This window comes from Streptosporangium nondiastaticum (assembly GCF_003011965.1).
GTDB lineage: Bacteria > Actinomycetota > Actinomycetes > Streptomycetales > Streptomycetaceae > Streptomyces > Streptomyces nondiastaticus.
This window is the reverse complement of sequence record NZ_PXWG01000013.1, coordinates 78728-100281: the sequence shown is the minus strand read 5'-3', so window position 1 is coordinate 100281 and position 21554 is coordinate 78728. Positions and strand designations below refer to the sequence as shown.

The 21554-nt window shown below is 72.5% G+C and carries 27 protein-coding genes; 14 read left to right on the top strand and 13 right to left on the bottom strand.

The annotated features are described in order from the left end of the window. Positions 1 to 268: 268 nt before the first annotated feature. On the bottom strand, positions 269 to 1138 hold the full coding sequence (locus B7P34_RS08810) for an isocitrate lyase/PEP mutase family protein (RefSeq protein ID WP_106675243.1): 870 nt from the start codon (positions 1136 to 1138) through the stop codon (positions 269 to 271). A gap of 422 nt (positions 1139 to 1560) precedes the next feature. After that, a complete protein-coding gene (locus B7P34_RS08805; protein WP_030365751.1) occupies positions 1561 to 1809 on the bottom strand; it encodes a dsRBD fold-containing protein in 249 nt (82 codons plus the stop codon). A gap of 844 nt (positions 1810 to 2653) precedes the next feature. Between B7P34_RS08805 and B7P34_RS08800 the strand changes: the two genes are divergently transcribed. Further along, positions 2654 to 4141, top strand: coding sequence for an amino acid permease (locus tag B7P34_RS08800; protein ID WP_106675242.1), 1488 nt, complete (start codon positions 2654 to 2656; stop codon positions 4139 to 4141). A 122-nt stretch (positions 4142 to 4263) separates the two neighbouring features. On the opposite strand, the gene B7P34_RS08795 is transcribed toward B7P34_RS08800, so the two are convergent. Further along, positions 4264 to 5700: a Gfo/Idh/MocA family protein gene (locus tag B7P34_RS08795; RefSeq protein ID WP_106675241.1), complete on the bottom strand. Its 1437-nt coding sequence runs from the start codon at positions 5698 to 5700 to the stop codon at positions 4264 to 4266. Between the two features lie 178 nt (positions 5701 to 5878). On the opposite strand from B7P34_RS08795, the gene B7P34_RS08790 reads away from it, so the two are divergent. From B7P34_RS08790 to B7P34_RS08780, 3 genes are all read left to right on the top strand, one after another. Next, entirely contained in the window at positions 5879 to 6385 is a 507-nt protein-coding gene (locus tag B7P34_RS08790) for a hypothetical protein (RefSeq protein WP_106675240.1), read from the top strand. A 104-nt stretch (positions 6386 to 6489) separates the two neighbouring features. Then, on the top strand, positions 6490 to 6900 hold the full coding sequence (locus tag B7P34_RS08785; RefSeq protein ID WP_106675258.1) for a helix-turn-helix transcriptional regulator: 411 nt from the start codon (positions 6490 to 6492) through the stop codon (positions 6898 to 6900). 10 nt (positions 6901 to 6910) lie between these two features. Then, positions 6911 to 7327: a VOC family protein gene (locus tag B7P34_RS08780; protein WP_106675257.1), complete on the top strand. Its 417-nt coding sequence runs from the start codon at positions 6911 to 6913 to the stop codon at positions 7325 to 7327. Between the two features lie 16 nt (positions 7328 to 7343). Here the strand turns inward: B7P34_RS08780 and B7P34_RS08775 are convergent, their stop codons facing one another. The 4 genes from B7P34_RS08775 to B7P34_RS08760 all read right to left on the bottom strand — a co-directional run bounded on the left by B7P34_RS08775 (position 7344) and on the right by B7P34_RS08760 (position 9543). Then, positions 7344 to 7688, bottom strand: a complete 345-nt coding sequence (locus B7P34_RS08775; RefSeq protein ID WP_106675239.1) for a hypothetical protein — start codon at positions 7686 to 7688, stop codon at positions 7344 to 7346. 90 nt (positions 7689 to 7778) lie between these two features. Then, a complete protein-coding gene (locus tag B7P34_RS08770) occupies positions 7779 to 8252 on the bottom strand; it encodes a hypothetical protein (RefSeq protein WP_146166773.1) in 474 nt (157 codons plus the stop codon). Between the two features lie 62 nt (positions 8253 to 8314). Beyond that, a complete protein-coding gene (locus B7P34_RS08765; RefSeq protein ID WP_146166772.1) occupies positions 8315 to 9235 on the bottom strand; it encodes a DUF5995 family protein in 921 nt (306 codons plus the stop codon). A gap of 56 nt (positions 9236 to 9291) precedes the next feature. Then, the gene (locus tag B7P34_RS08760) at positions 9292 to 9543 is read right to left on the bottom strand and encodes a hypothetical protein (protein WP_106675236.1); all 252 of its coding nucleotides are present in this window, start codon (positions 9541 to 9543) and stop codon (positions 9292 to 9294) included. Positions 9544 to 9744: 201 nt separating this feature from the next. Between B7P34_RS08760 and B7P34_RS08755 the strand changes: the two genes are divergently transcribed. The 3 genes from B7P34_RS08755 (at position 9745) to B7P34_RS08745 (ending at position 12003) form a co-directional block, all read left to right on the top strand. Next, positions 9745 to 9981 carry a hypothetical protein gene (locus B7P34_RS08755; protein WP_106675235.1) on the top strand — a complete coding sequence of 79 codons (237 nt, stop codon included), beginning with the start codon at positions 9745 to 9747 and terminating at the stop codon, positions 9979 to 9981. A gap of 155 nt (positions 9982 to 10136) precedes the next feature. Further along, positions 10137 to 10742 (top strand): GOLPH3/VPS74 family protein, encoded by a 606-nt coding sequence (locus tag B7P34_RS08750; protein WP_106675234.1) that lies wholly within the window; start codon positions 10137 to 10139, stop codon positions 10740 to 10742. A gap of 190 nt (positions 10743 to 10932) precedes the next feature. Next, a complete protein-coding gene (locus tag B7P34_RS08745; RefSeq protein ID WP_106675233.1) occupies positions 10933 to 12003 on the top strand; it encodes a questin oxidase family protein in 1071 nt (356 codons plus the stop codon). Between the two features lie 68 nt (positions 12004 to 12071). Here the strand turns inward: B7P34_RS08745 and B7P34_RS08740 are convergent, their stop codons facing one another. After that, the gene (locus B7P34_RS08740; protein WP_106675232.1) at positions 12072 to 12770 is read right to left on the bottom strand and encodes a TetR/AcrR family transcriptional regulator; all 699 of its coding nucleotides are present in this window, start codon (positions 12768 to 12770) and stop codon (positions 12072 to 12074) included. 117 nt (positions 12771 to 12887) lie between these two features. Here B7P34_RS08740 and B7P34_RS08735 point away from each other — a divergent pair, with 117 nt between their 5' ends. After that, positions 12888 to 13442, top strand: coding sequence for an NADPH-dependent FMN reductase (locus tag B7P34_RS08735; protein WP_106675231.1), 555 nt, complete (start codon positions 12888 to 12890; stop codon positions 13440 to 13442). Between the two features lie 45 nt (positions 13443 to 13487). Here B7P34_RS08735 and B7P34_RS08730 read toward each other — a convergent pair whose 3' ends face one another. Beyond that, complete coding sequence (locus B7P34_RS08730; RefSeq protein WP_106675230.1) at positions 13488 to 13721, bottom strand: hypothetical protein; 234 nt, start codon at positions 13719 to 13721, stop codon at positions 13488 to 13490. Between the two features lie 149 nt (positions 13722 to 13870). Continuing rightward, positions 13871 to 14809, bottom strand: coding sequence for a MerR family transcriptional regulator (locus B7P34_RS08725; protein WP_223267649.1), 939 nt, complete (start codon positions 14807 to 14809; stop codon positions 13871 to 13873). Between the two features lie 181 nt (positions 14810 to 14990). Between B7P34_RS08725 and B7P34_RS08720 the strand changes: the two genes are divergently transcribed. Next, positions 14991 to 16529, top strand: a complete 1539-nt coding sequence (locus B7P34_RS08720; protein ID WP_106675228.1) for an alpha/beta fold hydrolase — start codon at positions 14991 to 14993, stop codon at positions 16527 to 16529. A 95-nt stretch (positions 16530 to 16624) separates the two neighbouring features. On the opposite strand, the gene B7P34_RS38370 is transcribed toward B7P34_RS08720, so the two are convergent. The 3 genes from B7P34_RS38370 to B7P34_RS08710 form a co-directional block, all read right to left on the bottom strand. Continuing rightward, positions 16625 to 17008 carry a hypothetical protein gene (locus B7P34_RS38370; RefSeq protein WP_223267648.1) on the bottom strand — a complete coding sequence of 128 codons (384 nt, stop codon included), beginning with the start codon at positions 17006 to 17008 and terminating at the stop codon, positions 16625 to 16627. 14 nt (positions 17009 to 17022) lie between these two features. Further along, a complete protein-coding gene (locus tag B7P34_RS38365; protein WP_223267647.1) occupies positions 17023 to 17448 on the bottom strand; it encodes a hypothetical protein in 426 nt (141 codons plus the stop codon). A 166-nt stretch (positions 17449 to 17614) separates the two neighbouring features. Continuing rightward, positions 17615 to 18025, bottom strand: coding sequence for an organic hydroperoxide resistance protein (locus B7P34_RS08710; protein WP_106675227.1), 411 nt, complete (start codon positions 18023 to 18025; stop codon positions 17615 to 17617). 127 nt (positions 18026 to 18152) lie between these two features. Here B7P34_RS08710 and B7P34_RS08705 point away from each other — a divergent pair, with 127 nt between their 5' ends. The 5 genes from B7P34_RS08705 to B7P34_RS08690 all read left to right on the top strand — a co-directional run bounded on the left by B7P34_RS08705 (position 18153) and on the right by B7P34_RS08690 (position 21529). Then, the gene (locus B7P34_RS08705) at positions 18153 to 18632 is read left to right on the top strand and encodes a MarR family winged helix-turn-helix transcriptional regulator (RefSeq protein ID WP_106675226.1); all 480 of its coding nucleotides are present in this window, start codon (positions 18153 to 18155) and stop codon (positions 18630 to 18632) included. A gap of 123 nt (positions 18633 to 18755) precedes the next feature. Beyond that, complete coding sequence (locus B7P34_RS08700; protein WP_223267646.1) at positions 18756 to 19538, top strand: ABC transporter permease; 783 nt, start codon at positions 18756 to 18758, stop codon at positions 19536 to 19538. Next, positions 19529 to 19798 (top strand): hypothetical protein, encoded by a 270-nt coding sequence (locus B7P34_RS38360; protein ID WP_223267645.1) that lies wholly within the window; start codon positions 19529 to 19531, stop codon positions 19796 to 19798. The genes B7P34_RS08700 and B7P34_RS38360 overlap by 10 nt, the downstream gene beginning before the upstream one ends. A gap of 289 nt (positions 19799 to 20087) precedes the next feature. Continuing rightward, positions 20088 to 20807 carry a transglycosylase SLT domain-containing protein gene (locus B7P34_RS08695; protein WP_106675225.1) on the top strand — a complete coding sequence of 240 codons (720 nt, stop codon included), beginning with the start codon at positions 20088 to 20090 and terminating at the stop codon, positions 20805 to 20807. A gap of 149 nt (positions 20808 to 20956) precedes the next feature. Continuing rightward, positions 20957 to 21529, top strand: coding sequence for a PadR family transcriptional regulator (locus B7P34_RS08690; protein WP_106675224.1), 573 nt, complete (start codon positions 20957 to 20959; stop codon positions 21527 to 21529). Positions 21530 to 21554 lie beyond the last annotated feature (25 nt).

The following is a 21554-nucleotide window of genomic DNA, read 5'->3' as shown; positions in this document are numbered from 1 at the left end:
GTGTGCCGGCGGGTATGCCCGCCGGGGTGCTGCTGTCTGTCGTGCCGGTCCGGCTCACGGTCTGGTGTCCCCTGCCCTTGGCTGCTGTCCGCGCCCGCCGCGTCGGCGACGGGGGCAGTCCTTCAGACGCCGCGGCGCACCCTGCCGGTTCACCGGGCGTCCCCGCGGGTTCACCGGACCGGAAGGGTGAACGGGCCCGTGGCCGCGCCGGAGGGGATGAGGGCGCGGCCACGGGCGGCCCCGGAGGGCCGGAGGGGAAGGGACGGGGTCAGCGGGCGCCGGCCGCCGCGGCCCGGGGCCGGCCGTGGTGACGGCTGATGTTCTTCTCCAGCAGCGACAGGCACTCGGCGACGCCGATGCTGCCGGAGACGTGCTCGGGCAGCCGCCCGTCCCGGGCCTTCAGCCCCGCCAGCGCACGATCCATGGCCGACTGCGCGGCGAAGAGGCAGGGGGTGCTGTAGATCGCCACGTCCACGCCGAGCTCGGCCAGCTCCGGCAGCGACAGCCGGGGCGACTTGCCGCCGGCTATCTGGTTGAAGAGGAGGGGCTTGTCGCCGATGACGTCCCGGACCTTGCGGATCCACTCGATGCTGCGGACGCCGTCGACGAGCAGGACATCGGCGTCGGTGGCCGCAAGGGCCTTGGCGCGCCGCAGGATCTCGTGCTCCTCCGTGGCGTCGGTGCGGGCGACGACCACGAGGTCGCGGCGGGAGTCCAGGACCATGTCCAGCTTGTCCAGGTATTCCTGCAGGGGAAGGATCTGCTTGCCGTCGACGTGCCCGCAGCGGCGGGGCCGCTGCTGGTCCTCCAGGATCACCCCGGAGGCGCCTGCGGCCTCCAGCTGCTGCACGGCGTGGCAGGCGGTCTCGGGGTCGACGTAGCCGTCGTCGATGTCGACGAGCAGGTGCTGCGCGGGGAAGGCCAGGCGCAGCCGCTGCACGAAGGCCACGATGTCGGGCCAGGCGATGAAGCCTATGTCGGGAAGGCCGTAGTGGGAGGCCGCGAAGCCGAAGCCGGAGACGAACATGCCGTCGTAGTGCTGGGCCGCGACGGAGGCGGAGAACATGTCGAAGATGCCGATGAGGGGGGTGGTGCCGTCCGCGGCGATGGCGTCACGTAGCCGGGCGGGATGGTTCACGGTACCCTCCGAAGACTGGTTTGGCGTCGGTTGGGCCCGCTTCGGCTGCTGTCTTTGACGGAAGCCCGCAGCCGGTGCGGGAGACGATGACCGACCGGAGGTCCCTGGGGCGCGCCGCGCGAAGGCATGCCCCAGGGATTTTTGCTGCGCTCTGCTGCTGGTGGTGCCGGTCGGTGCCTTCGGGAGATTAGTCAAGAGATAGTCATGCAGCAATATAGGCAAGGTAAAAGCGGGTGGCCGGCGATGTAATCGCGCCGACCACCCGCACCTCCGGAGCGCCGTGCGGCGCACACCCGCCCGTGCTCGCTCCGCAGTTGAGAGGCCCCTTCCGCGCTTCCGCCCGCCTTCCGTGCATATGCCCGCGAATCGGCCGGATCTCGTGGGTCCGATCACCTCACGGAGGGTCAGGCACGCGTCGGCGCCTAGTGCTTGGAGAGGTTCCGGGCCTCGGCGCGGCCCTTGAGCTCCAGCTGCTCGGCGAGGTCGCGCAGGGCGCGGGCGCCGGCGATCTCCTCTCCGACCCGCGGCTCGTTCGGGTCGCGGGCGTCCCGGGTGGAGCTGGTCCGGGCACGGAGCTCGGTGCCGTCGCGCAGTCGCAGGAGGGCGGCGGCCCGGGTGCGGGATTCGTCCTCGTCGAATTCGATTTCTACGTGCCAGCCGGCGACCTGCATGGGCAAAACACCTCCGCCGTGTTGCTGCTTTCCGTGGCGGCCACTGTAAGTCGCCCCCCTCCGCCGCCCGTGGCCCGCGCGCCCGGCCGGGCCCAGGTCCACCCGTCCGGCTGCCCGCCCACCCGCATGCGGGGGAAATGAATGCAGTGGACATGAATGCGGGATGCATGAATGCAGGCGACATGTATCGCCCGGGGCACACAAAGCAAGATCACGGACCTGTGGCCTTGATCACACGAGACAGGGGCAATGCGCGAAAACGGTCATGTACGAGCACGCCTTTCCCGTCGCGCGAATCCCTTTGTGCGTCCGGGAAATGCGCCTCCCACCCCGCTCTGACCAGCACTGATCGATCACTTACCGGCGGAAATACCAATTCCCCGTGAAGTCTTGACGCCGCCCTTACGCGCCTCACACCATTCACGGCATGGAGTCCACCGACAGCCGGCCGAGCACCGAGGCGCAGCAGCGTCCCGGCGCCATGCCGTGCCACCGGGCGCAAGCGCCCCACGGCAGGCCGGCCCGTCGGGCGACACCCGGCCGGCGGCGGCCCTTAAGGGGCTGACCTCCCCGCGCCACCCAGCGGCGCCCAGGACGGCAGCAACAGCACCGCCGGTCCCGGGCCACGCACCCTCGTGCCCGCTCCCCCCTGCCTGACCGCAGGCGCCCCCACCCGGGGCCGCCCGCGTCCGGCCGGAGGACATGCCCGGCTCACTGCCGGCGGGCATCGCATCACCCCTCGGAGAAACGGCGTCGCCAGCCGGTCCTCCGGGTAACCGGGCCCACCCCCTCGAAGCAGCACCACGGCCCGGTCCTGCCCCCTCCAAAGAAGGCGAAGTACCACATGAGTGACCGCACCCTCACTGCGGCCGAAACCCAGCCCGCCGCCACGGCGGCGCCGGCGGCCTCCACGCACGTGGATGCCGGCGATGCCGGGTACAGCAAGGACCTCAAGTCCCGCCACGTCAACATGATCGCCATTGGTGGAGCGATCGGCACCGGACTCTTCCTCGGTGCCGGCGGCCGCCTCGCGAGCGCGGGACCCTCCCTCTTCATCGCGTACGCCGTCTGCGGCCTCTTCGCCTTCTTCGTCGTCCGGGCACTGGGCGAGCTCGTCCTCTACCGCCCGTCCTCCGGCGCCTTCGTCTCCTACGCCCGTGAGTTCATGGGCGAGAAGGGCGCCTTCACGGCGGGCTGGCTCTACTTCCTGAACTGGGCCACCACCGGCATCGCCGACATCACGGCGGTCGCCACGTACACGCACTACTGGAGCATGTTCAGCGACATCCCCCAGTGGGTGCTCGCGCTGATCGCCCTCGCGGTCGTGCTGACCGTGAACCTCATCTCGGTGAAGTACTTCGGCGAGATGGAGTTCTGGTTCGCGATCATCAAGGTCGCCGCGATCTCCGTCTTCATGGTCGTCGGCATCTTCCTGCTGGCCAGCCAGCACAAGGTCGGCGACGGCACCCCGGGTCTGTCCAACATCCTCGACCACGGCGGCATCTTCCCGACCGGCGTGATGCCCATGCTGATGGTCATCCAGGGCGTCGTCTTCGCCTACGCCTCCGTCGAGCTGTGCGGCGTCGCCGCCGGTGAGACCAAGAACCCCGAGAAGATCATGCCGAAGGCGATCAACTCGATCATGTGGCGCGTCGGCCTCTTCTACGTCGGCTCCGTCATCCTGCTCGCGGTGCTGCTGCCCTACACCGCCTACCACGGCGGCGAGAGCCCCTTCGTCACCGTCCTGTCGAAGATCGGCATCCCGTACGCGGCCGGCGTGATGAACCTCGTCGTCCTCACCGCGGCGCTCTCCAGCCTGAACTCCGGCCTTTACTCCACCGGCCGCATCCTGCGCTCGATGGCCATGTCGGGCTCGGCGCCGAAGTTCACCGGCCTGATGAACAAGGGCCAGGTCCCCTACGGCGGCATCCTGCTCACCGCGTTCTTCTGCGTGCTGGGCGTCGGCCTGAACTTCGTCGTCCCGGCGGACGCCTTCGAGATCGTGCTGAACTTCGCCGCCATCGGCATCATCGGCACCTGGGGCATGATCATGGTCTGCTCCCTGCTCTTCTACCGCCGCTCCAAGGACGGCCGGGTCACCCGCCCCGGCTACAAGCTCCCCTGGGCCCCGTACACCCAGATCGTCACGCTGGTCTTCCTCGCCGGCGTGCTGGGTCTCATGGCGTCGGAGCCGGGCGCGTCCCGCACCACCGTCCTGTGCCTGCCGATCATCGTGGCGGCGCTCGTCGGCGGCTGGTACCTCGTCCGCGGCAAGGTCGCCAAGGCCCAGCGCGAGAACGAGCTCGCCCGTGCGGAGGCCGGTCAGTCCTGACCGGTGACCCGGCCGGTCAGTCCTGACCGGTGACCCGGCCGGTCACCTGACCGGTTGAGACACGAGAGGCGCCCACCCCGGAACACCGGGGTGGGCGCCTTCGCGTACGCCTACGGTCGTGCCTACGGCTGTGCCTGCGGCCCGGCCGAATCCACTCCCGGCCGCCCGGCGCGCCACAGCCCCCGCGTGAAGTCCGGGATCTCCTGCGGCGCCCCCTTCGCTCTGATGGAGGCGTGGCTGAGCGGTATGGGCGCGCTCCACGTGGCCGCGTCGTACACGTCGAAGTCGGGCACCAGGCCCTGCTGCATGCACTGCATCAGCCGGAAGACCATGATGTAGTCCATGCCGCCGTGCCCGCCGGGCGGGTTCGCGTGCTCCTTCCACAGCCAGTGGTCCCACTGCGCGTACGCCCCGAAGTCACCCCACTCGTCCCCGGACATCTCCGGCTCCAGGTAGATCCGCGGCGGGTAGTCCTCGAACACGCCCTTCGTGCCGCCCAGCGTGTTCACCCGGCTGTACGGATGAGGGTTGGAGACCCCGTGCTCCAGGCGGATCACCCGCCCCTTCGCCGTCTGCACGAGGCTCACCGACAGGTCGCTGCCGACGTACGTCTCCTTCCAGCTCGGGTCGCCCGGCGGCATGTGCTGCGCGCGGTAGGCGGCCAGCCCGGCGGCGGGAGAGCCGACCGTCGTGATCCGCACCGCGCGGTCCCCGCGGTTGACGTCCATGTAGTTCGCCACCGGCGCGAAACCGTGCGTCGGATAGAGGTCGCCCCGCAGCCGGGTGTGCCACTGCCGCCGCCACGGGCCCTCGTAGTACGTCGGCGAGAACATCAGCTCCCGCAGATCGTGCAGGTACGCCCCCGCCCCGTGCAGCAGCTCGCCGAAGACGCCCGCGTGCGCCATCCGCAGCACGCGCATCTCGTTCTTGCCGTAGCAGCAGTTCTCCAGCTGCATGCAGTGCCGCCGCGTGCGCTCGGACAGGTCCACCAGGCGCCACAGCTGGTCCAGCTCCATGGCCGCCGGGCACTCCACCCCCACGTGCTTGCCGGCGGTCAGGGCCGCCTCGGCCATCGGGAAGTGCCACTCCCAGGGCGTGGCCACGTACACGAGGTCCACGTCGCCGCGCCCGCACAGCTGCGCGTAGTCGTCCTCGCCCTTGGTGTAGAGCGCCGGCGCCGGCTGACCCGCCGCCCTGACCTTCGCCGCGACCTTCTCGGCCTTCGCCCGCACCTTGTCGCACAGCGCCACCACCCGTACGCCGGGCACCGCCAGGAAGAGCTCCGCCATCGAGGCGCCGCGGTTGCCCAGCCCGACGATCCCGACCCGCACGGTGCCGCGCCGCTCGAACGGCACCCCGATCATGGTCGCGCCCTGCCGCCGCGGCACCGCGGAGGCGGCAGGCGCAGCGGCGGCGGCCCCGGCAGGGACCGCCCCGAGGCCCACGCCCGCGCCCGCGGCGCCCGCGGACTTCAGGAGGAAGCGGCGGCTGACGTCGGAGTCCTGGGGGCGGGCCGGCGGGCCGGGCTGCCCGGGGTTCTGCGGAGCTGACTCGTGCATCGGTCCTCCTGGACACAAGGGGCTGATGTGAGTTGCGGCGCGTGCATGAACCTCGCTGACTTCGGTAAGTGACCCTGACGGGTGTGACGCAGGCAACGCAAGAGGGCTCGCGCGGCGAGATTCCGCCGTTCGCCGGGGCGGATCACGACCCCCGCGCGGCGCTCCCTAGGCTGGCGCGATGGGAAACGTGTTCGGCAGTGGCGGCACGGGCGACGACCTGTACCTGTCCAACGGCGGCACGGCCGCCTTCCTCGACGCGCTGTGGCTGGCCGTGTCGGAGCTGGCGCGCCGCCCCTGGGACTTCCGGTTCGCCGCGCTCCTCGCGCTGCAGGACCAGAACGTCATGGGGCGCGGGGTCGTCGGGTTCGACCTGGCGGACATCGACTGGGGCGACACCCCGGACGAGCGGGCGCGGGCCAAGGACTTCGTGCTGAGCGTGATCGACCTCGCGCTGGACCGGCACCGCTGGGACGAGCTGACCTACGAGCCGCCGTACGTGCCCGGCTACCTGCAGCGGTACCGCGCCATGGCCGAGGCCTTCACCCCGCCCCCGCGCCCCGCCGACGAGGACGTCTTCCCGGGCCCGGACTCGGCGGCCACGGCCTCGTGCGTCCGCCACCGCGTGCTGGACGCCCTGCCGTACTGGGAGGGCTGCGTCTTCTGCACCGGGGGGACGATGCGGTGACCGGGCCCCGCGGCTCCGTGGCCGGGTTCCCGGCACCGCGGCCGTGCGATGCTGGTCGGGTGCTGCTGACCGACCTGGTCCGGCTCCGCCGGGCGCGCGACACGATGGACCGCGACTACGCGGAGCCCCTCGACGTCCCCGCCCTGGCCCGCGCGGCCCACATGTCGACCGGCCACTTCGCCCGCAGCTTCCGCGCCGCGTTCGGCGAGACCCCGTACAGCTATCTCATGACGCGCAGGATCGAGCGGGCCAAGGCCCTGCTGCGGCGCGGCGACCTGTCGGTGACGGAGGTCTGCTTCGCGGTCGGGTGCACCTCGCTGGGGTCGTTCAGCTCGCGGTTCACCGAGCTGGTGGGCGAGAGCCCGAGCGCGTACCGGGCGCGCCCGCACGAGCAGGGCGCGGCCGTTCCGGCCTGCGTCGCCAAGATCTTCACGCGGCCGGCCAGGAACGCGGGACCGGCCGGGGGCGCGGAACCGGTCAGGATCGGAGAAGCGCGGCACGCGGCCCGCCCGTAGCGTGAGCTGCATGGACATCAAGCTTTCACAGTGCTTCATCGCCGTCGACGACCACGACAAGGCCCTCGCCTTCTACCGCGACGTGCTCGGGTTCGAGGTGCGCAACGACGTCGGCTTCGAGGGGATGCGCTGGGTGACGGTCGGCGCCCCCTCGCAGCCCGACGTGGAGATCGTGCTGGAACCGCCCGCCGCCAACCCCAACGCCTCGCCGGCCGACAAGCAGGCCATGGCGGAACTGCTCGCCAAGGGCATGCTGCGCGGCGTGATCTTCTCGACCGACGACTGCGACGCCGCCTTCGAACGGATCCGGGCCGCGGGCGCCGAGGTGCTGCAGGAGCCGATCGACCAGCCGTACGGGGTCCGCGACTGCGCCTTCCGCGACCCCGCGGGCAACATGCTGCGCTTCACCCAGCGCCGCGCCGGGTGAGCCGCCGGCCGGCGGCCTACGAGGCGTCGTCCTCGTCCTCGTCCTCGAAGAACTGCGTCTCGTAGAAGTCCATGAGCTGTTCCGCCGTGTGCCCGGTCGTGCGGGCGAAGTCCTGGGCGACCGCGGCGGCCCAGTTCCCCAGCGACAGGGCCAGCGCCAGGACGCCGTCCGTGCCGTGCTTGGCCTGTATGGCCTTGATGGTGGCCAGGTTCACCCACGGCACGACGCCGGGCTCCTTCTCCGCCACGGTGCGGCGCAGGAGTTCGATGACGGTGCGCGTCATCTCCGGCTGCAGCGGGCGCAGCCGTTCGCGCTCCTCCGTGACCCTGGCGACGATGCGGGCGCGCTGCTCCTTGTCCACGGACCTTCCCCCTCGTTCCCCTCGTTCGGCGGTGGCGACCGCCTACCGTAGGGCCGCGGCGGGTGCTCGGGGGAGGGTTTGGTGCGATGGTCAGCGTACGGGTGAGGTGCGGTGGACGGGCGGTGCGTACGGGGCCACCGCTGACGAGGGGTCGTCGGCGGGGGTCATGTTCCGGCGGCCGAGGGCGAAGGCACTGGCGCATTCGACCGGGACGTCGAGCTGAAGCGCGGTCACCGGCTCCCCGGAGAGCGGCGGCCGCTCCGTGCCGATGCGGTACGCGGTGCGGATCAGCTCGTCGTCCGGACCACTGCCGTCCACGCTCTCGAACCCGTCCCCGGACGGCCCCCACTGACCGCTGACCCGCCACGTGTACCGCAGCTCCAGCAGGCCGGGGGAGGGCAGGCACCAGACGAACCGGCCGATGCTCAGCTCGCCGCTGAAGCTCTCGAAGCGGCTCCATCCGCGCCCGCCGGCCAGGAGGACGATCTCGCTCGTCTCCATCGCACCCGCGTCGAAGGGCGCGCTGCACCACTGACCGGTCACCTGCTCGTCAAGGGAAGTCACCCGGGGATTATGCGCACACGGCCCGGCACCACGGGACCGCCGCCCCCGGCTGACCCGGCAGGTCAGGGCGTGCGCAGCTCGGCGGGGAGCGGCAGCGGCAGGGCCGTCCACGCGGTGCGGGGCGGGTGCGCCACCGGGGGCCTGATGCCGTGGCAGTAGGCGTCGCGCACGGCGTCGTAGCCGGGCACGCGCACGGCGGCCAGGAGCGTGCCCCAGGCGGCGGCGTTGGACTCGACGGCCCGGGAGGCGCTGCGGAGCTCCTCCGCGCTCCGGGCCGCGGCGAGGCGCCGGGCCTGTGCCCAGGCGGTGCGGCGCCAGAGGGTGAACAGCTCGTGGGCCGTGACGCCCGCAACGGGGTTCCAGCGGTCGTCGGCCACGGCGATGAGCGGGTCGTAGCGGGCGGCGATGTCCCGTACGGCGGGTTCGTACGCCTGGTCCAGCACGATCTGGAAGCGGTTGAAATCGGCTTCGCGCGAGGTGCCGTCGGGGCGGAGGAGGCCGGACTCGGCCAGGACGTACGGCATGTCGCGCTGGATGTGGGCGTTGGCGGCCAGCAGGGCGTCCTGCCCGGCGTTGGTCCCGCCGCCGCGCGCCGCGGTGAAGGCGATGCGCCAGGCCTCGGGCACCGGCTGCCCGGCGCGGTCGGCCGCGTAGGCCTGCAGGTAGCGGTGGACGAAGGCGGTGTTGAGGTCGCGGGCCGGCCAGCCGGGTTCGGCGAAGAGACCGGGGTGACGGAGCAGCAGGTCGCCCAGCGCGCGCTGCAACTGGGCGTACAGGGCGGGGAAGGGCGCGTGATGAGCACAGCCCAGCCGGTCGCGCAGGGAGGCGAGCGTCCGCTCCAGCCGCGCCACGCAGGCTCGCACCGGCGCCTGACAGGACCGGGGCTGTGCGGGCACGGATATCCGGGCCTGTGCCGGTGCGGGCCCGGCGGTGAACAGCAGGGCCGCCGCGGTCACTGCCGCGACGGCGGCTTGCAGGGCCACATGCGGCCGGTGCGGTGCCGGGAGGCCCGGCACCGCGGTCGCAGGCTCGGCGGTGGTCACCGGAGGGAGATGCGGCTGGAGGCCTCCTTGGGGAGCTTGTCGTTGACGAAGGAGACGGTGTCGCCCACGGGGCTGTCCTCGACGTCGGTGAGGTGTGCGAGCCGGTTCATCAGCGGCCGCGGGCTGAGCCCGCCCCCGCCGGCTGCCTGGGCGGTGCCGGATGCGGAGACGGCACCGCACACCAGGAGGGCCGATCCCACAGCAATGCGCGTCACGATGCGGTTCTTCATGCCCTGCAGAACGACCATGGGGGCGAACCGACACGGATGGGATCATCGGCCCCGGGAAAACACATGAAACGCATTAAGGACACCGGGGTGTTGGCTTCGCCCGGGGCGGCGGCGGGACCGGTGGCGCGGGACCGGCCGGTTCCGCCGGGCGGGTGCAGCCTCGCCGACCCGCCCGCCATACCCTTGCCTCGCCCGCGCTCCCTGCGGAGCATGCGGCGCATGGCAAATTGCGAAGTCTGCGGTAACGACTACGACCTGGCGTTCTCCGTGGAGACCCAGGACGGTTCGCGTCACGTCTTCGACTCCTTCACCTGTGCCATCCACAAGATGGCCCCCGTCTGCGAACACTGCCAGGTCAAGATCATCGGCCAGGGGGTCGAGGCGGACGGCCACTGGTACTGCGGAGCGCACTGTGCGCGCTCCGAGGGGAAGGTGGGGATCGTGGACCACGTCTGACGGGCCGTGGAGCGCGCCTGAGGGCCCGGGGCGGGAGGCACAACGGTACGGGCAGGGGCCGTGGCGACGTTCAGCAGCGGCCCGGCCCCCTCGGCCGGTGGCCTGAACCGGAGCGCAGTGCCCCCGGCGCCCTTCCTCCGACCGCGGAGCCTTCTATGACCACAGCACGGGATCTGATGATGACCGCCATGGACGCGGCGACCACGCGCCCTGTGGAGCCGGGCGACCTGTCGCTCGCGCTGGCGGGAGCGGAAGTGATCGACCTGCTGGCCGCGGGGGCCGTCACCCTGGACGGCGACCGGATCGTGCCGGGCGACCGGCCGGCCCCGGCCGACCGCGTGCTGGACGAGGCCGCGGCGGCGCTCGTCCGGGAAGCACCGTACGAGCCGGTCGGCGACTGGCTGTGGCGCAGGGGCCGCGGCCTGGCGTCAACCTACCTGGCAGCCCTGGACGCGGAAGGCCGGCTCACGCGGCAAGGCAGCCGCTGGATGCCCTTCCGGGCGGGCCGGACGGTCCCGGCCGACTCGGCCGACCACCGCCGTGCCGAGGCACGCCTGGCGGCGGACGAACCCGTCCTCGCCGCCCTGGCGGCGGCCGCCGGGATCCGCGACAAGAGTGGTGAGGACGTGCCGGCGGAGTCCGGTGACGCGGTCGAGAGCGTGCTCGCCGCGGTCAACGACGCGCTGCTCGACCTGGAGGCCGTACGGCAGCGGCGGGCCGTCGAACAGGCGGCCTTCGACAACGTCTGGCGAGGCGAGTGACGAACACCTGACGAGCGTCCGGCGCGGCGGCTGACGGCACGCGTGGGCGAGGCGACTGACGGCACGTGGCGGACCGCGGGTCTGAGGCGGCCGACCGGGGGCTGTCGTCACCAGGCCTAGGCCGGCGCGCGGCCGGAGCTGGTCCCCCGGCCCGATGCGGCGGCGGGCGGCCGCGCCTAGCGTGCTCCGTATGGACATCACGGACACGAGCGGCGTACTCGACGAAGCGTTCCAGCGGCTCCACGCCGCGGGCCCCGAGCGGCTCGGACGGCTCACCAACCACGCCCCCATGGTGGCCGAGGCGCTCGTCGCCCGCGGCCGCCCGGACGCGGTGCACCGCTGGCTCGACCTCTACGAGGAGCGGCTGGAGGAGTTCCCGGCCGCCGTGGCGCCCGTCACCGACGCCGACTGGGCCGGAGCGCTCGGCGACCCGCGCCGGGCCGCCGACTGGATCGCGTACTTCGGGCGCGCGCTCCCCGAACACGGCTGGAGGAGCGTGCTCGCGACGTGGTGGCCCCGCCTGCTGCCGGGAATGTACGGAGGAGCGACCCACCCCGTGATCCGCGTCGGCCACGCCGTACGCGCCCTCCTCCGCAGCGAGGCGAGCGGGCCCCGGCTGACCGAACTCGCCCACGGGCTGGGCTACTGGGCGGCCCGTCACCGGCCGGTCACCGGCATCACCTGGTTCCCGGGCGCCCCGCAGGCCGCCGCGAGCCTGCAGGCCGTACCCCCGATCCGGGCCCTTGAGGGCGGTTTCCCCGCGCGGCTGGCCCGTGTCGAACGGCTGCCCGTCTGGCCCGGCGACGTGACCGACCCGGCCGCGGCCCGGGACCGGCTCACCGAGCTCGTGCGCGCCGCGACCCACCGCTACGCCACCCACGGCCACGGAGACGCGACCATGCTCGTGCACGCGGCCACGGCTCCCAGCGCCGTCCTGCGCGTCCTTCCCGCACTGCCGCGGGACCTGTGGGTGCCGGGCCTGCACGCCGCGTGGGCTGCGACGGCCGCGGTGACGGCGATGTACGCCCCGGCGGAAGCCGTTCCGTACGTTCCCCCGGGCCGTGTCGCCGCCGGAGACGTGATCGAGCGTGCGGTGGAGCACGGCGACGAACACGTCATCAAATTCGCCGACACGGCGCTCGATGTCGCGGACGAAGCCGGCGAGGCGGACGAAGCCTACGAGGCGGATGAGGCGGAAGGCGGCGCGCGGGCGTACGCCGCCGTGCTGCGGGCGATCGAACTCAGCGAGCCGCTCGCCTGAGGCCCGTGGAGGGGGTGGGGTCCGGCGGGTCTGAGGGGCTGTGACGGCGCCCGGCGGCGGCTATTCGGCTATTCGGCCGGGCCGGCTCCCAGTCGCGTGACCAGGTCGTGCCAGGTCGCCTCCAGGCGGTCGAGGGACATGCCGCGCTCGACGGCCAGGTGGTGGACGAGCGTGGTGTCGAGGTAGCCCAGCAGCGTGTGCGCGAGGAGCTCGGCGTCACCGTCCACGCCCGCCTCGCGCAGCAGCATGCCGAGGTGCGTGAGGCGCAGGTGGCGGGCGGGGACGCTGTAGGCGCGCAGCGGGTCCGTGCGGGTGGCCAGGATCAGGTCGTGGTGGTCGCGCTCGTGGCGGATGACGGCGGGCCCGAAGGCGTGCAGGCGCTGCGCCGCGGGGGCGCCGGGGCCCAGGGGCGGCGGGCCCGAGATGAAGGCCGCTTGGAGCTGCTGCTCGCGGTGGTCCAGGAGGGCCAGCAGGAGACCGGTGCGGTCGCCGAAGCGCCGGAAGACCGTGCCCTTCCCGACCCCCGCGGCCGCGGCGACCGCCTCCATGGTCAGGTTCGCGGCCCCGCACCGGGCCGTCAGCTGCGACGCGGCCTCCAGCAGGCGCGTGCGGTTGCGCGCCGCGTCGGCCCGCAGCTGCGGGGGCTCGCCGACCGGGATGAGCGCGAGGCCCGGATGCTCGCCCCGAGTGCCGTCAGGAGTGCGGCCGTGGGTCCCGTCGGGGGTGCCCTGGTCCGGGCTGGGAGGGGGCGGGGTGAGGCCGGTCATGGAGCCAGCGTAGCGCGTCGGGGCAATAACTGGACCGCGGTCCGGATAAGTGCTACAACTTTAAACAGGACCTCGGTCCGGTTTTACTCTTGTTGATCACCCCCCTCTGGAGTTCCCATGTCTGTCCGCATCCTCGCGCTCGTCGGCAGCCTCCGCGCCGGGTCCCACAACCGTCAGCTCGCCGAGGCGGCCGTCAAGATCGCCCCCGCGGGCACCGACGTCCAGCTCTTCGACGGCATCGTCGACGTGCCCTTCTACAACGAGGACATCGACGTCGAGGGGAGCGTCCCGGCGGCCGCCGCCGAGCTGCGCGAGGCCGTGGCCCGCGCCGACGCCCTCCTGCTGGTCACTCCCGAGTACAACGGCACCATGCCGGCCGTGCTGAAGAACGCCATCGACTGGGTGTCGCGCCCCTTCGGCGCCGGTGCGATCGCCGGCAAGCCGGTCGCCGTCGTCGGCACCGCCTTCGGCCAGTACGGCGGGGTCTGGGCGCAGGACGAGGCCCGCAAGGCCGCCGGCGTCGCCGGTGCCGCGGTCCTGGAGGACGTCAAGCTCGCGATCCCCGGCTCCGTGACGCGCTTCGCCGAGCTGCACCCCGTCGAGGACGCCGAGGTCACCACCGCCCTGACCGCGGTCATCGAGCGCCTGGCCGAGGCCGGCTCCGCCGCGTGACCTTCCGGCCCGCACACCCCGGGCCCACGGGCCCCCGTCGCGCCGTCAGCGCTTCGGGGGCTTGACCCATCCCTTCTTGACCAGCTGGTCGCAGTGCCACTTGCCGTAGCGCTTGCTCTCCCCGCGCTTCTTCGTGGCCTTGATGCAGTCCGCGTAGGGAAAGGGCGGCTTGTCGGCGGGCATGTGGACGGCGGGCGGTGCCGCGGGCGCGGTCCGGGCGGCCGCCGCAGGCGCGGCCAGGGCGCCGGCCACGACGGCCGCGGCCAGCACGATTCTCATTCGACGCACAGTTCTCTCCGCCTTCTCGCTTTCCTGCCGGCCTGTGCCGGTTCGTACGGGTCATGGCGTTTTTCGCGTACATGGGCCAACGAGCCGGAGTGCTACGGGAAACGGTCCCGGGAGGGCTTCACACCGCCGTCGGACGATGTTCACACCGCCGTACGGGCGATCTGGGCGTCCAGGGCGGCGCAGAGCCAGTCGTGGGAGGCCCCGGGAGTCGGCCGCGCCGGGCCCCACAGTTCGGCGGCGAACTGCCAGTAGAGGTCGATGCGGGGATCCGAGGCGAGCTGACTGCTGAGCTCGCGGCGGAAGGCCGGAGTGTCACGCGTGCCGCGCGAGCACGCGTAAGCCGCGACGAAGCAGTCGAGCGCCTCGCCGTCGTACGGCGCCCGCCGCGCCCGCAGCGCGGACGACGCCAGCGCGTACGCCTCGCCGAGACCCTCGTAGAGCACCGCCGGGCGGTAGCCGCCCCCGGTCCGGTGCGCCGCGGGCTGCCAGTCGCCGGCGACGGCCGTCCCGGGGCACGGCTCCGAGACGAGGGCGTGCAGCCGGGCGAAGGCCAGGACCTGCGCCGGGGTCGGATCCGCGGGCGGCTGTGGAACCGCCTGGTCGACGACCTCGGACAGCACGCGCGCCGGAAGCCGCGGGGGCAGCCAGCGGCGCCAGAACCGGGCCAGCACGGCCGTGCTCGGCGGGGCGGACACGGCACCGATCAGGCGCAGCCGGTCGGCGCGCTCCCCGGCCGGGCAGTCCCGGACGAGCCGGAGGGCCGCCTCCCGCCAGCGCAGCGCGGCCAGTTGTGAGCCGAGCTCCCGCAACTGCCCCGCGACGGCGTCCTCCAGAGCGCCCTCCATCGCGTCCTCGCGGTCGAGGACCCGGCCCACGTCCGGGACCGGCAGGTCGAGGGCGCGCAGGGACCGGATCAGGCCCAGCCGGTCGAGGGCCTCGGGGCCGTACCGCCGGTGGCCGCCGGCGCTGCGGCCCGCCTCGGGCAGCAGGCCGCGGTCCGAGTAGAAGCGGACGGTCTTGACGGTGACGCCCGCGCGCTCGGCGAGCTCCCCGATGCTCCACATGCCGTCAGGTGACACGGCTTGAACCTCCCCCAGCAGGAGCTTTTACCGTACCGGCGAACGCGGACGGCCCGTCGGGCCGGGCCCGCGAACCGAGACATGCGAGGGCCTGCGAGGGTTTGCGGGAGTCGGCGACGGACCATGCGCGACGGACCATGGCGGACCATGACGACCCGCGTAGGCAAGTGAGGAGCAGATCATGACGGCATTCGTCCTGGTGCCGGGCGCCCACACCGGCGGCTGGATCTGGGAGGACGTGGCCGGCCGGCTGCGGGAGGCGGGCGCCGAAGCCCATCCCGTGACGCTGACCGGCATGGGCGGCGGCCACGACGAGCACGACGGTCACGGCGAGGCGGGCACGGGCACACCTGCCGGCACCGGCCTGGAGACGCACATCGATGACCTGGTGCGGCTGATCGACGAGATCGACGCGCCGGAGGTGGTGCTGGTCGGCCACTGCTACGGCGTTCACCCGGCGCTCGGCGCCGCCGGGCGGCGCCCCGAGCGGGTCGCCCGGATCGTCTACGTGGACACGACCGTGCCCCAGGACGGCGCCCCCGCCCTCGAACTGATACCGGATCAGGCCCTCCGCGACGCACTGCGGAAGCAGGCGGAGGAGACCGGGGCCGACGGCCTGCTCCCCCCGCCGGCCGAGTGGCAGCGGTGGGGCAGCGTCGCAGGCATTCCCGAGAACGCGCTGGACCGGCTGACCGGCCTCGCCGCACCGCAGCCCCTGGCCACGCTTACCCGGCCGCTCCCCGTGCCGGGCGGGGCGGTCTCCGAGCTGCCGACGACCGGCGTCCTCTGCACCGCCAACGGACCCGGCATCGCCATGGTCGAGTCACTCCTGGCGCTGGGGGAGCCGCGCCTCCAGGCGCTCGCCCACCCCCGGACCGGCTTCTTCGAAATCGCCACCGGACACTGGCCGATGCTCTCCGCCCCCGGCGAACTGGCCGCGATCCTGCTCCGCGCCGCCGCGGGGGAGGGCCATCGGCTGTCCGCGGCCGCGAGCGAGACGCCGCCCCATCTGCGGCCCTTCCCCCTGGACGTGCCGGAGCAGCGCCGCGAGCGCGCGGAGCGGGTCGATCTCCACCTGCCCGACGCCGACGGCCCCCGCCCGGCGGTGCTCTTCGTCCACGGCGGGCCCGTGCCCGCCGGCATGCGGCCGACGCCGCGCGACTGGCCGCTCTACACCGGCTACGCGCAGTACGCGGCGAGCCTGGGGGCGGTCGGTGCGATGTTCGACCACGGGCTGCACGACGTCACCGACTACGAGCGCGCCGCCGAGGACGTCGCCGCGGCGGTCGAGCTCGTACGGGCCGACCCGCGCGTCGACGGGGACCGGGTCGCACTGTGGTTCTTCTCGGCGGGCGGGCTGTTGTCGGCGGACTGGCTCGCCGCGCCCCCGCCGTGGCTGCGGTGCGTGGCGGCGACCTATCCCATCCTCGCGCCGCTGCCGAACTGGGGGCTCGCCGGCTCCCGCTTCCGGCCCGCGGCCACGGTGCGCGCAGCCGGTTCCCTGCCGGTCGTACTGACGCGGGTGGGCCGGGAGTTCGCGGAGATCGCGGCGACGGCCCGGGAGTTCCTCGCCGCCGCCGAGGACTGCGAGGCCGCGGTCGAGCTCATCGACCTGCCGGACGCCCGGCACGGCTTCGAGACGATCGACCGCACCGAGCCCGCGCGCGACGCCATAGAGCGCGCGATGCGGTCCGTAGTGGGGCACTTGCGCGAGCCGTGACGGGAACGGACCGGACCGGGCGTGGCGCCTGCTCGGCTCATGACCGGACCGGGGCGTCGGTGTGGTTCATGACCGGAACGCGGTGTCGGCGCGGCTCACGACCGGTCGGCGTCGCGCCACGCGCGGGCGAGCTGACGGACCGACGCGAAGCGCTGCCCGGGACCGGCCCGGGTGGCCCGCTCCACGACCGCGAGCCGGCCGGGCCCGCCCCGCCAGGCGCGCTCGCCGTCACCCGCGTCGAGCAGCAGACGGGCGGTGCGCCCGAGGGTGAACACGGTGGTGCGGACGTCGATGACGGCCCCGCGCACGAACTCCTCGGGCGCCATGAACCGCGTGGAGCCCGGCAGGCGTTCGTCCTCCAGAACGAACGGCCCCGGACGGTATTCGTCGAGGTCGACGAGGCGCATGGTGCCGCCGGCGAAGTCGTACAGCAGGGAGCCGTCGTAGAGGTCCACGGCGACGTGCCCCGCGTCCTCCACCGCGAGGTGCGCGCTCAGGATCCGCTCGTAGGCGCGCAGGACGAGGGGGAGGGGCGCGCACGGAAGCGCGCCATGGCGCTGTCTGGGCCGATGCGGTCCGCGGTTTCGCGGACGGCGGGGTGGTAGAGGACCTCGCCGTCGTGCCACGGCATGACCACCGCCCAGCCACCCCGCAGGGCGATGCGGTGCACCTGCGGGACGATCGCCGGATGCCGCACGGCCCGGTGGAAGGCCCAGGCCCGGTCGAGGGACCGCCGCGCGTCGCTGGTGACGGCTTCCTTGACGAACCACCGCTCTCCGCCGGCGAGACGGACGCCGTAGGACACGCAGCCCGAGTCCTGTTCCCGGAAGGCCGCGAAGACGCTTCCGACCCGGTCGAGATGAGCCTCGATGGATGCGGACGAGGTGCGGGAGATGCCCAGTAACGGGTGAGGCGGCATGCGGTCATCGTCCCACCTTTGCCGTCTTCGCCGTCCCCGCCGCCCACGTCGGCGGGCGGGGCGGGAACGGCGTGGCCCCCGCCGCAAGGGGTGGGGGCCACGCCGTTCGTCCTGCCGGATTGCCGGATTGCCGGATTGGTTGCCGGATCGCCGGACGTCGGCCGGTTTACTCGACGACGAGCTCGACGGCGATGTTGCCCCGGGTGGCCTTCGAGTACGGGCAGACCTGGTGGGCCTGCTCCACGAGGCGGGTGCCCGTCTCGCCGGAGAGGGTGTCGGGGAGTTCCACGCGGAGGGTGACGGCGAGGCCGAAGCCGGTGTCGTCCTTGCCGATGGAGACCTCGGCGGCGACGGAGACGTCCTTCGTGTCGACCTTCGCCTCCCGGCCGACCAGCCCCAGCGCGCTCGCGAAGCAGGCCGCGTAACCGGCGGCGAAGAGCTGCTCCGGGTTGGTGCCCCGGCCATTGCCGCCGAGCGCGGGAGGCATGGCCAGGGCGAGGTCGAGCTGCCCGTCCGAGCTCACGGTGCGGCCTTCGCGGCCGTTGGCGGTGGCGACAGCGGTGTACAGCGCATCCATGGGGGGCTCCTTCGGTTCGGCGGTTCCTGTGCGGTTCCTGTAGGGAGGCGGCGCCTCCGTACAACCAAGAGCATTGCACACAATTCAGTTGTGCACAATTTAATGGGGTGCGCGTTACCCTTGGGGCATGACCGCTCCGCCCCCTCCCCTCCCGGACGACGCGGAGCTGCTCCGCCTCGACCACCAGATCTGCTTCTCGCTGCACGCGGCGGCCCGCGCCTTCGGCGGCGTCTACCGCGACGCCCTCAAGGACCTCGGCCTCACCTACCCGCAGTACCTGGCCATGCTCGTCCTGTGGGAGGAGCCCGACCCCCAGCCGGTCAAGGCCATCGGCGAGCGGTTGCGGCTCGACTCCGGCACCCTCTCCCCGCTGCTCAAGCGGCTCGAAGCGGCCGGCCTCGTGGTGCGCGAGCGCAGTGCGGAGGACGAGCGCTCGGTCGTCGTCCGCGTGACGGAGGCCGGCGAGGAGCTGCGCGAGCGCGCCCTGCCGGTGCCCCGGCGCATCGTCGCCGCGTCGGGCCTGTCCCTGCAGGACGCCCTCACGCTGCGCGGGCTCCTGGAACGCCTCACCGAGAACCTCGACGCGTCACAGGCGGGGGAGCGCTGACGGCAGGGGAGTGCTGATCGCTCGTCCGCTCGTCCGCTCGTCCGCTCGTCCGCTCGCCCGCAACGCGCGGCGCCCGACCGTGCCGTACCCGAATTGTGAGGATCATCCGCTTATCGTGACCTCATGGGTGATCCCACGGGTGAAGAGAGCGGCCCCGGCGCGCCCCGCGCCCCTGTCCCCGCCCGGCGGCGCGCCCGCACCCGCCGGCATGCGTTCCGCCACTCGCCGTTCTTCCCCGCCACCGTGCTCCTGCTGATCGTGGCCGCGGCCGCCGGGCTCTTCGCCGGCTCGTACACGTACGCCATGGCCAATCCGACCCCGCACAACATCCCCACCGCGGTGACAGGCGTCCCCGCCTCCGAGATCAAGCGGGCCGAGTTCGTCCAGGGCATGGAGAAGGCGCTCGGGGCCGAGCTCCGGCTGCGCCACTTCGCCACCTACGAGGCCGCCCGGAACGCCGTCGACGACCAGCAGGTCTACGCCATCCTCCAGGACCGTCCCGGCGCCGCCGGGCTGGACGTCTCCGGAGCCTCCGGAGCCACCGTCGCCCAGCTCCTGGCCGAGACCGCGCCGCAGGTCGGCAGGACCGTCGGCGTGCCTGTCATCGTCAAGGACATCAATCCCCTGCAAAAAGGCGACCCGCGCGGGCTCGCGCTCTTCTACATCACCCTCGCCGCGGTCATCGTCGGATTCGTCGGCGCAATTCAGCTGGGTGTGCACGCCTCCGCGCTCAATCCCGCCGAGCGCATCGCCTTCACCGCCGGATACTCCTTGCTGGGCGGCTTCGCCATCGCCGCCGTCGTGGACTGGGTGCTGGGTGCCCTGCGGCTGCCGTTCGCGGAATCCTGGCTCATTCTCGCGCTGACCATGTTCACGTCGGGAATGGTCTTCTCGATGTGCGATTGATGGTCCTGCTGGGCAACCCCTCCTCCGGCGGCGCCGTCTCCTGGCCCCTGCTGCCCTCCCTCCTCGGCGAGATCGGCCGCTGGCTGCCGCCGGGTGCCTCCGTGAACGCCCAGCACACGGCCGTCTACTTCCGGCACAACCAGCACTTCTTCCCGTTCGCCGTCCTCGGCGCCTGGGCCGCCGTCTCCTGCGCCGTCTTCTGGATCTGGCGCCACCGCCACCCCGGCGGACGCGAGGCGAACGCCGCCGTTTCCGGGTGAACGCCCGCTCGCACGGAGTGACGCGAGGAGCCCTGCGGTGTGAGGCCGCCCATGAGGCGCGCGTCACTTACGAAATGCGTTAGTGGGCGCGGTGGCGGAATAGAGGGGAAAGGCGGGCGGATTTCCGGGGCCTATGAATGCGGGTAGTAGGTCACAGGCCTTGTCAGGGGTTTTCGCCGCCGCTAACAATTACGGGGTCGCTGGGCGCCGTCGACCGAGGAACGGCGCTTCGTTATTGCGCCGATTCAGGGCCGGGCGACATCCGCGATTGGGAAGGTTCAGCTCTCTTATGCGCTCCACCATCTCCGGCTATACCCGTCTTCCGAAGATTCACAAGTTCTCTGTTGCCGGCATTGCCGCGACCGGTGCCGCTGTGGTTGCGGTGGCTGTCGCTCCGCACGCTTTTGCCGCTGACACCGCTTCGGCTTCGTCCGTGAAGCCGGTGGCGTGGAGTGCTGAGGCTTTCGGTGAGACGCAGCAGGACGCGCTGGAGCAGCAGAGTGCCGCCGCTGTCACGGCCGCCAAGGCTGATGCCGGTGCCGTCGTGGTGAAGGCGAAGGCGGAGAAGGAGCGTGCGGAGAAGCAGGCCGCCAACCGTTCCACCGAGCGCAAGGCCCTGGAGGCCAAGCCCGCCCCCGCCAAGCCCGCCGCCCCGGCCAAGCCGGCTGCCCCGGCGAAGAAGGCCTACGCGGACAATCTGGACGGCTGGATCCAGGAGTCCCTGGACATCCTGCGTGCCAAGGGCATCCCGGCCTCCTACGACGGCATCAAGCGCAACATCATGCGTGAGTCGACGGGCAACCCGCGTGCGATCAACGACTGGGACGTCAACGCCGTCAATGGTGTGCCGTCGAAGGGTCTGCTGCAGATCATCGACCCGACGTTCAAGGCGTATCACGTCGAGGGCACGTCCTGGGACATCTACGACCCGGTCGCCAACATCACCGCGTCCTGCAACTACGCCGCCGACAAGTACGGCTCGATGGACAACGTCAACTCCGCGTACTGATCCGCAGCACCCGCGGCAGGCGTCACGGATAGACGTCACGCATAGACGTCACGCACCACCATCGCCAGGGCGGTGGCACCCCGGACCTCCGGGGCGCCACCGCCCTTCGTGTACGCCATATAGTCTATTTAGACTGTTAGGGTTCGACCATGCCACGACGCACTCTGGACAACCCCCTCGTGCCGGCGGTGCTCGGCCTCCTGCTGGAACAGGCCTCGCACCCGTACCAGATGCTCGCCGAGCTGCGGCAACGCAGCGACAGCCACGCGGCCGCCATCACCCGGGGCACGCTCTACAACACCGTCGCCGCACTCAACGAGGCGGGCTGGGTCGCCGTTCAGGGGCAGCAACGTGCGGGAAACCGACCCGAGAGGACCGTCTACGCGCTCACGGACGCGGGACGCGAAGAGCTCGTACGGCGGCTGGACTCCGAGATCCGCAATCCCGAGCGGGAGTTCACCCGGTTCTTCGGCGCCGTCACCTACCTCGGCGCTCTCGGACCGGACGGCGCCGTCGAAGCCCTCACCGAGCGGGCGCAGCGGCTGCGGGAGCGCACGGCGGCCGACGAGGAGCGCCTGGCCTCCGCACGGGCGGCCGGTGCGCCCCGCCTGTTCGTCATCGAAGCCGAGTACGCGCTGTGCCTCGCGCGCGCCGAAACGGCATGGATCGACTCGGTCGTCGACGACATCCGTACCGGCGCACTCACCTGGCCCACTCCCTGACCCGGCCCACTCCCTGACTCGCCCG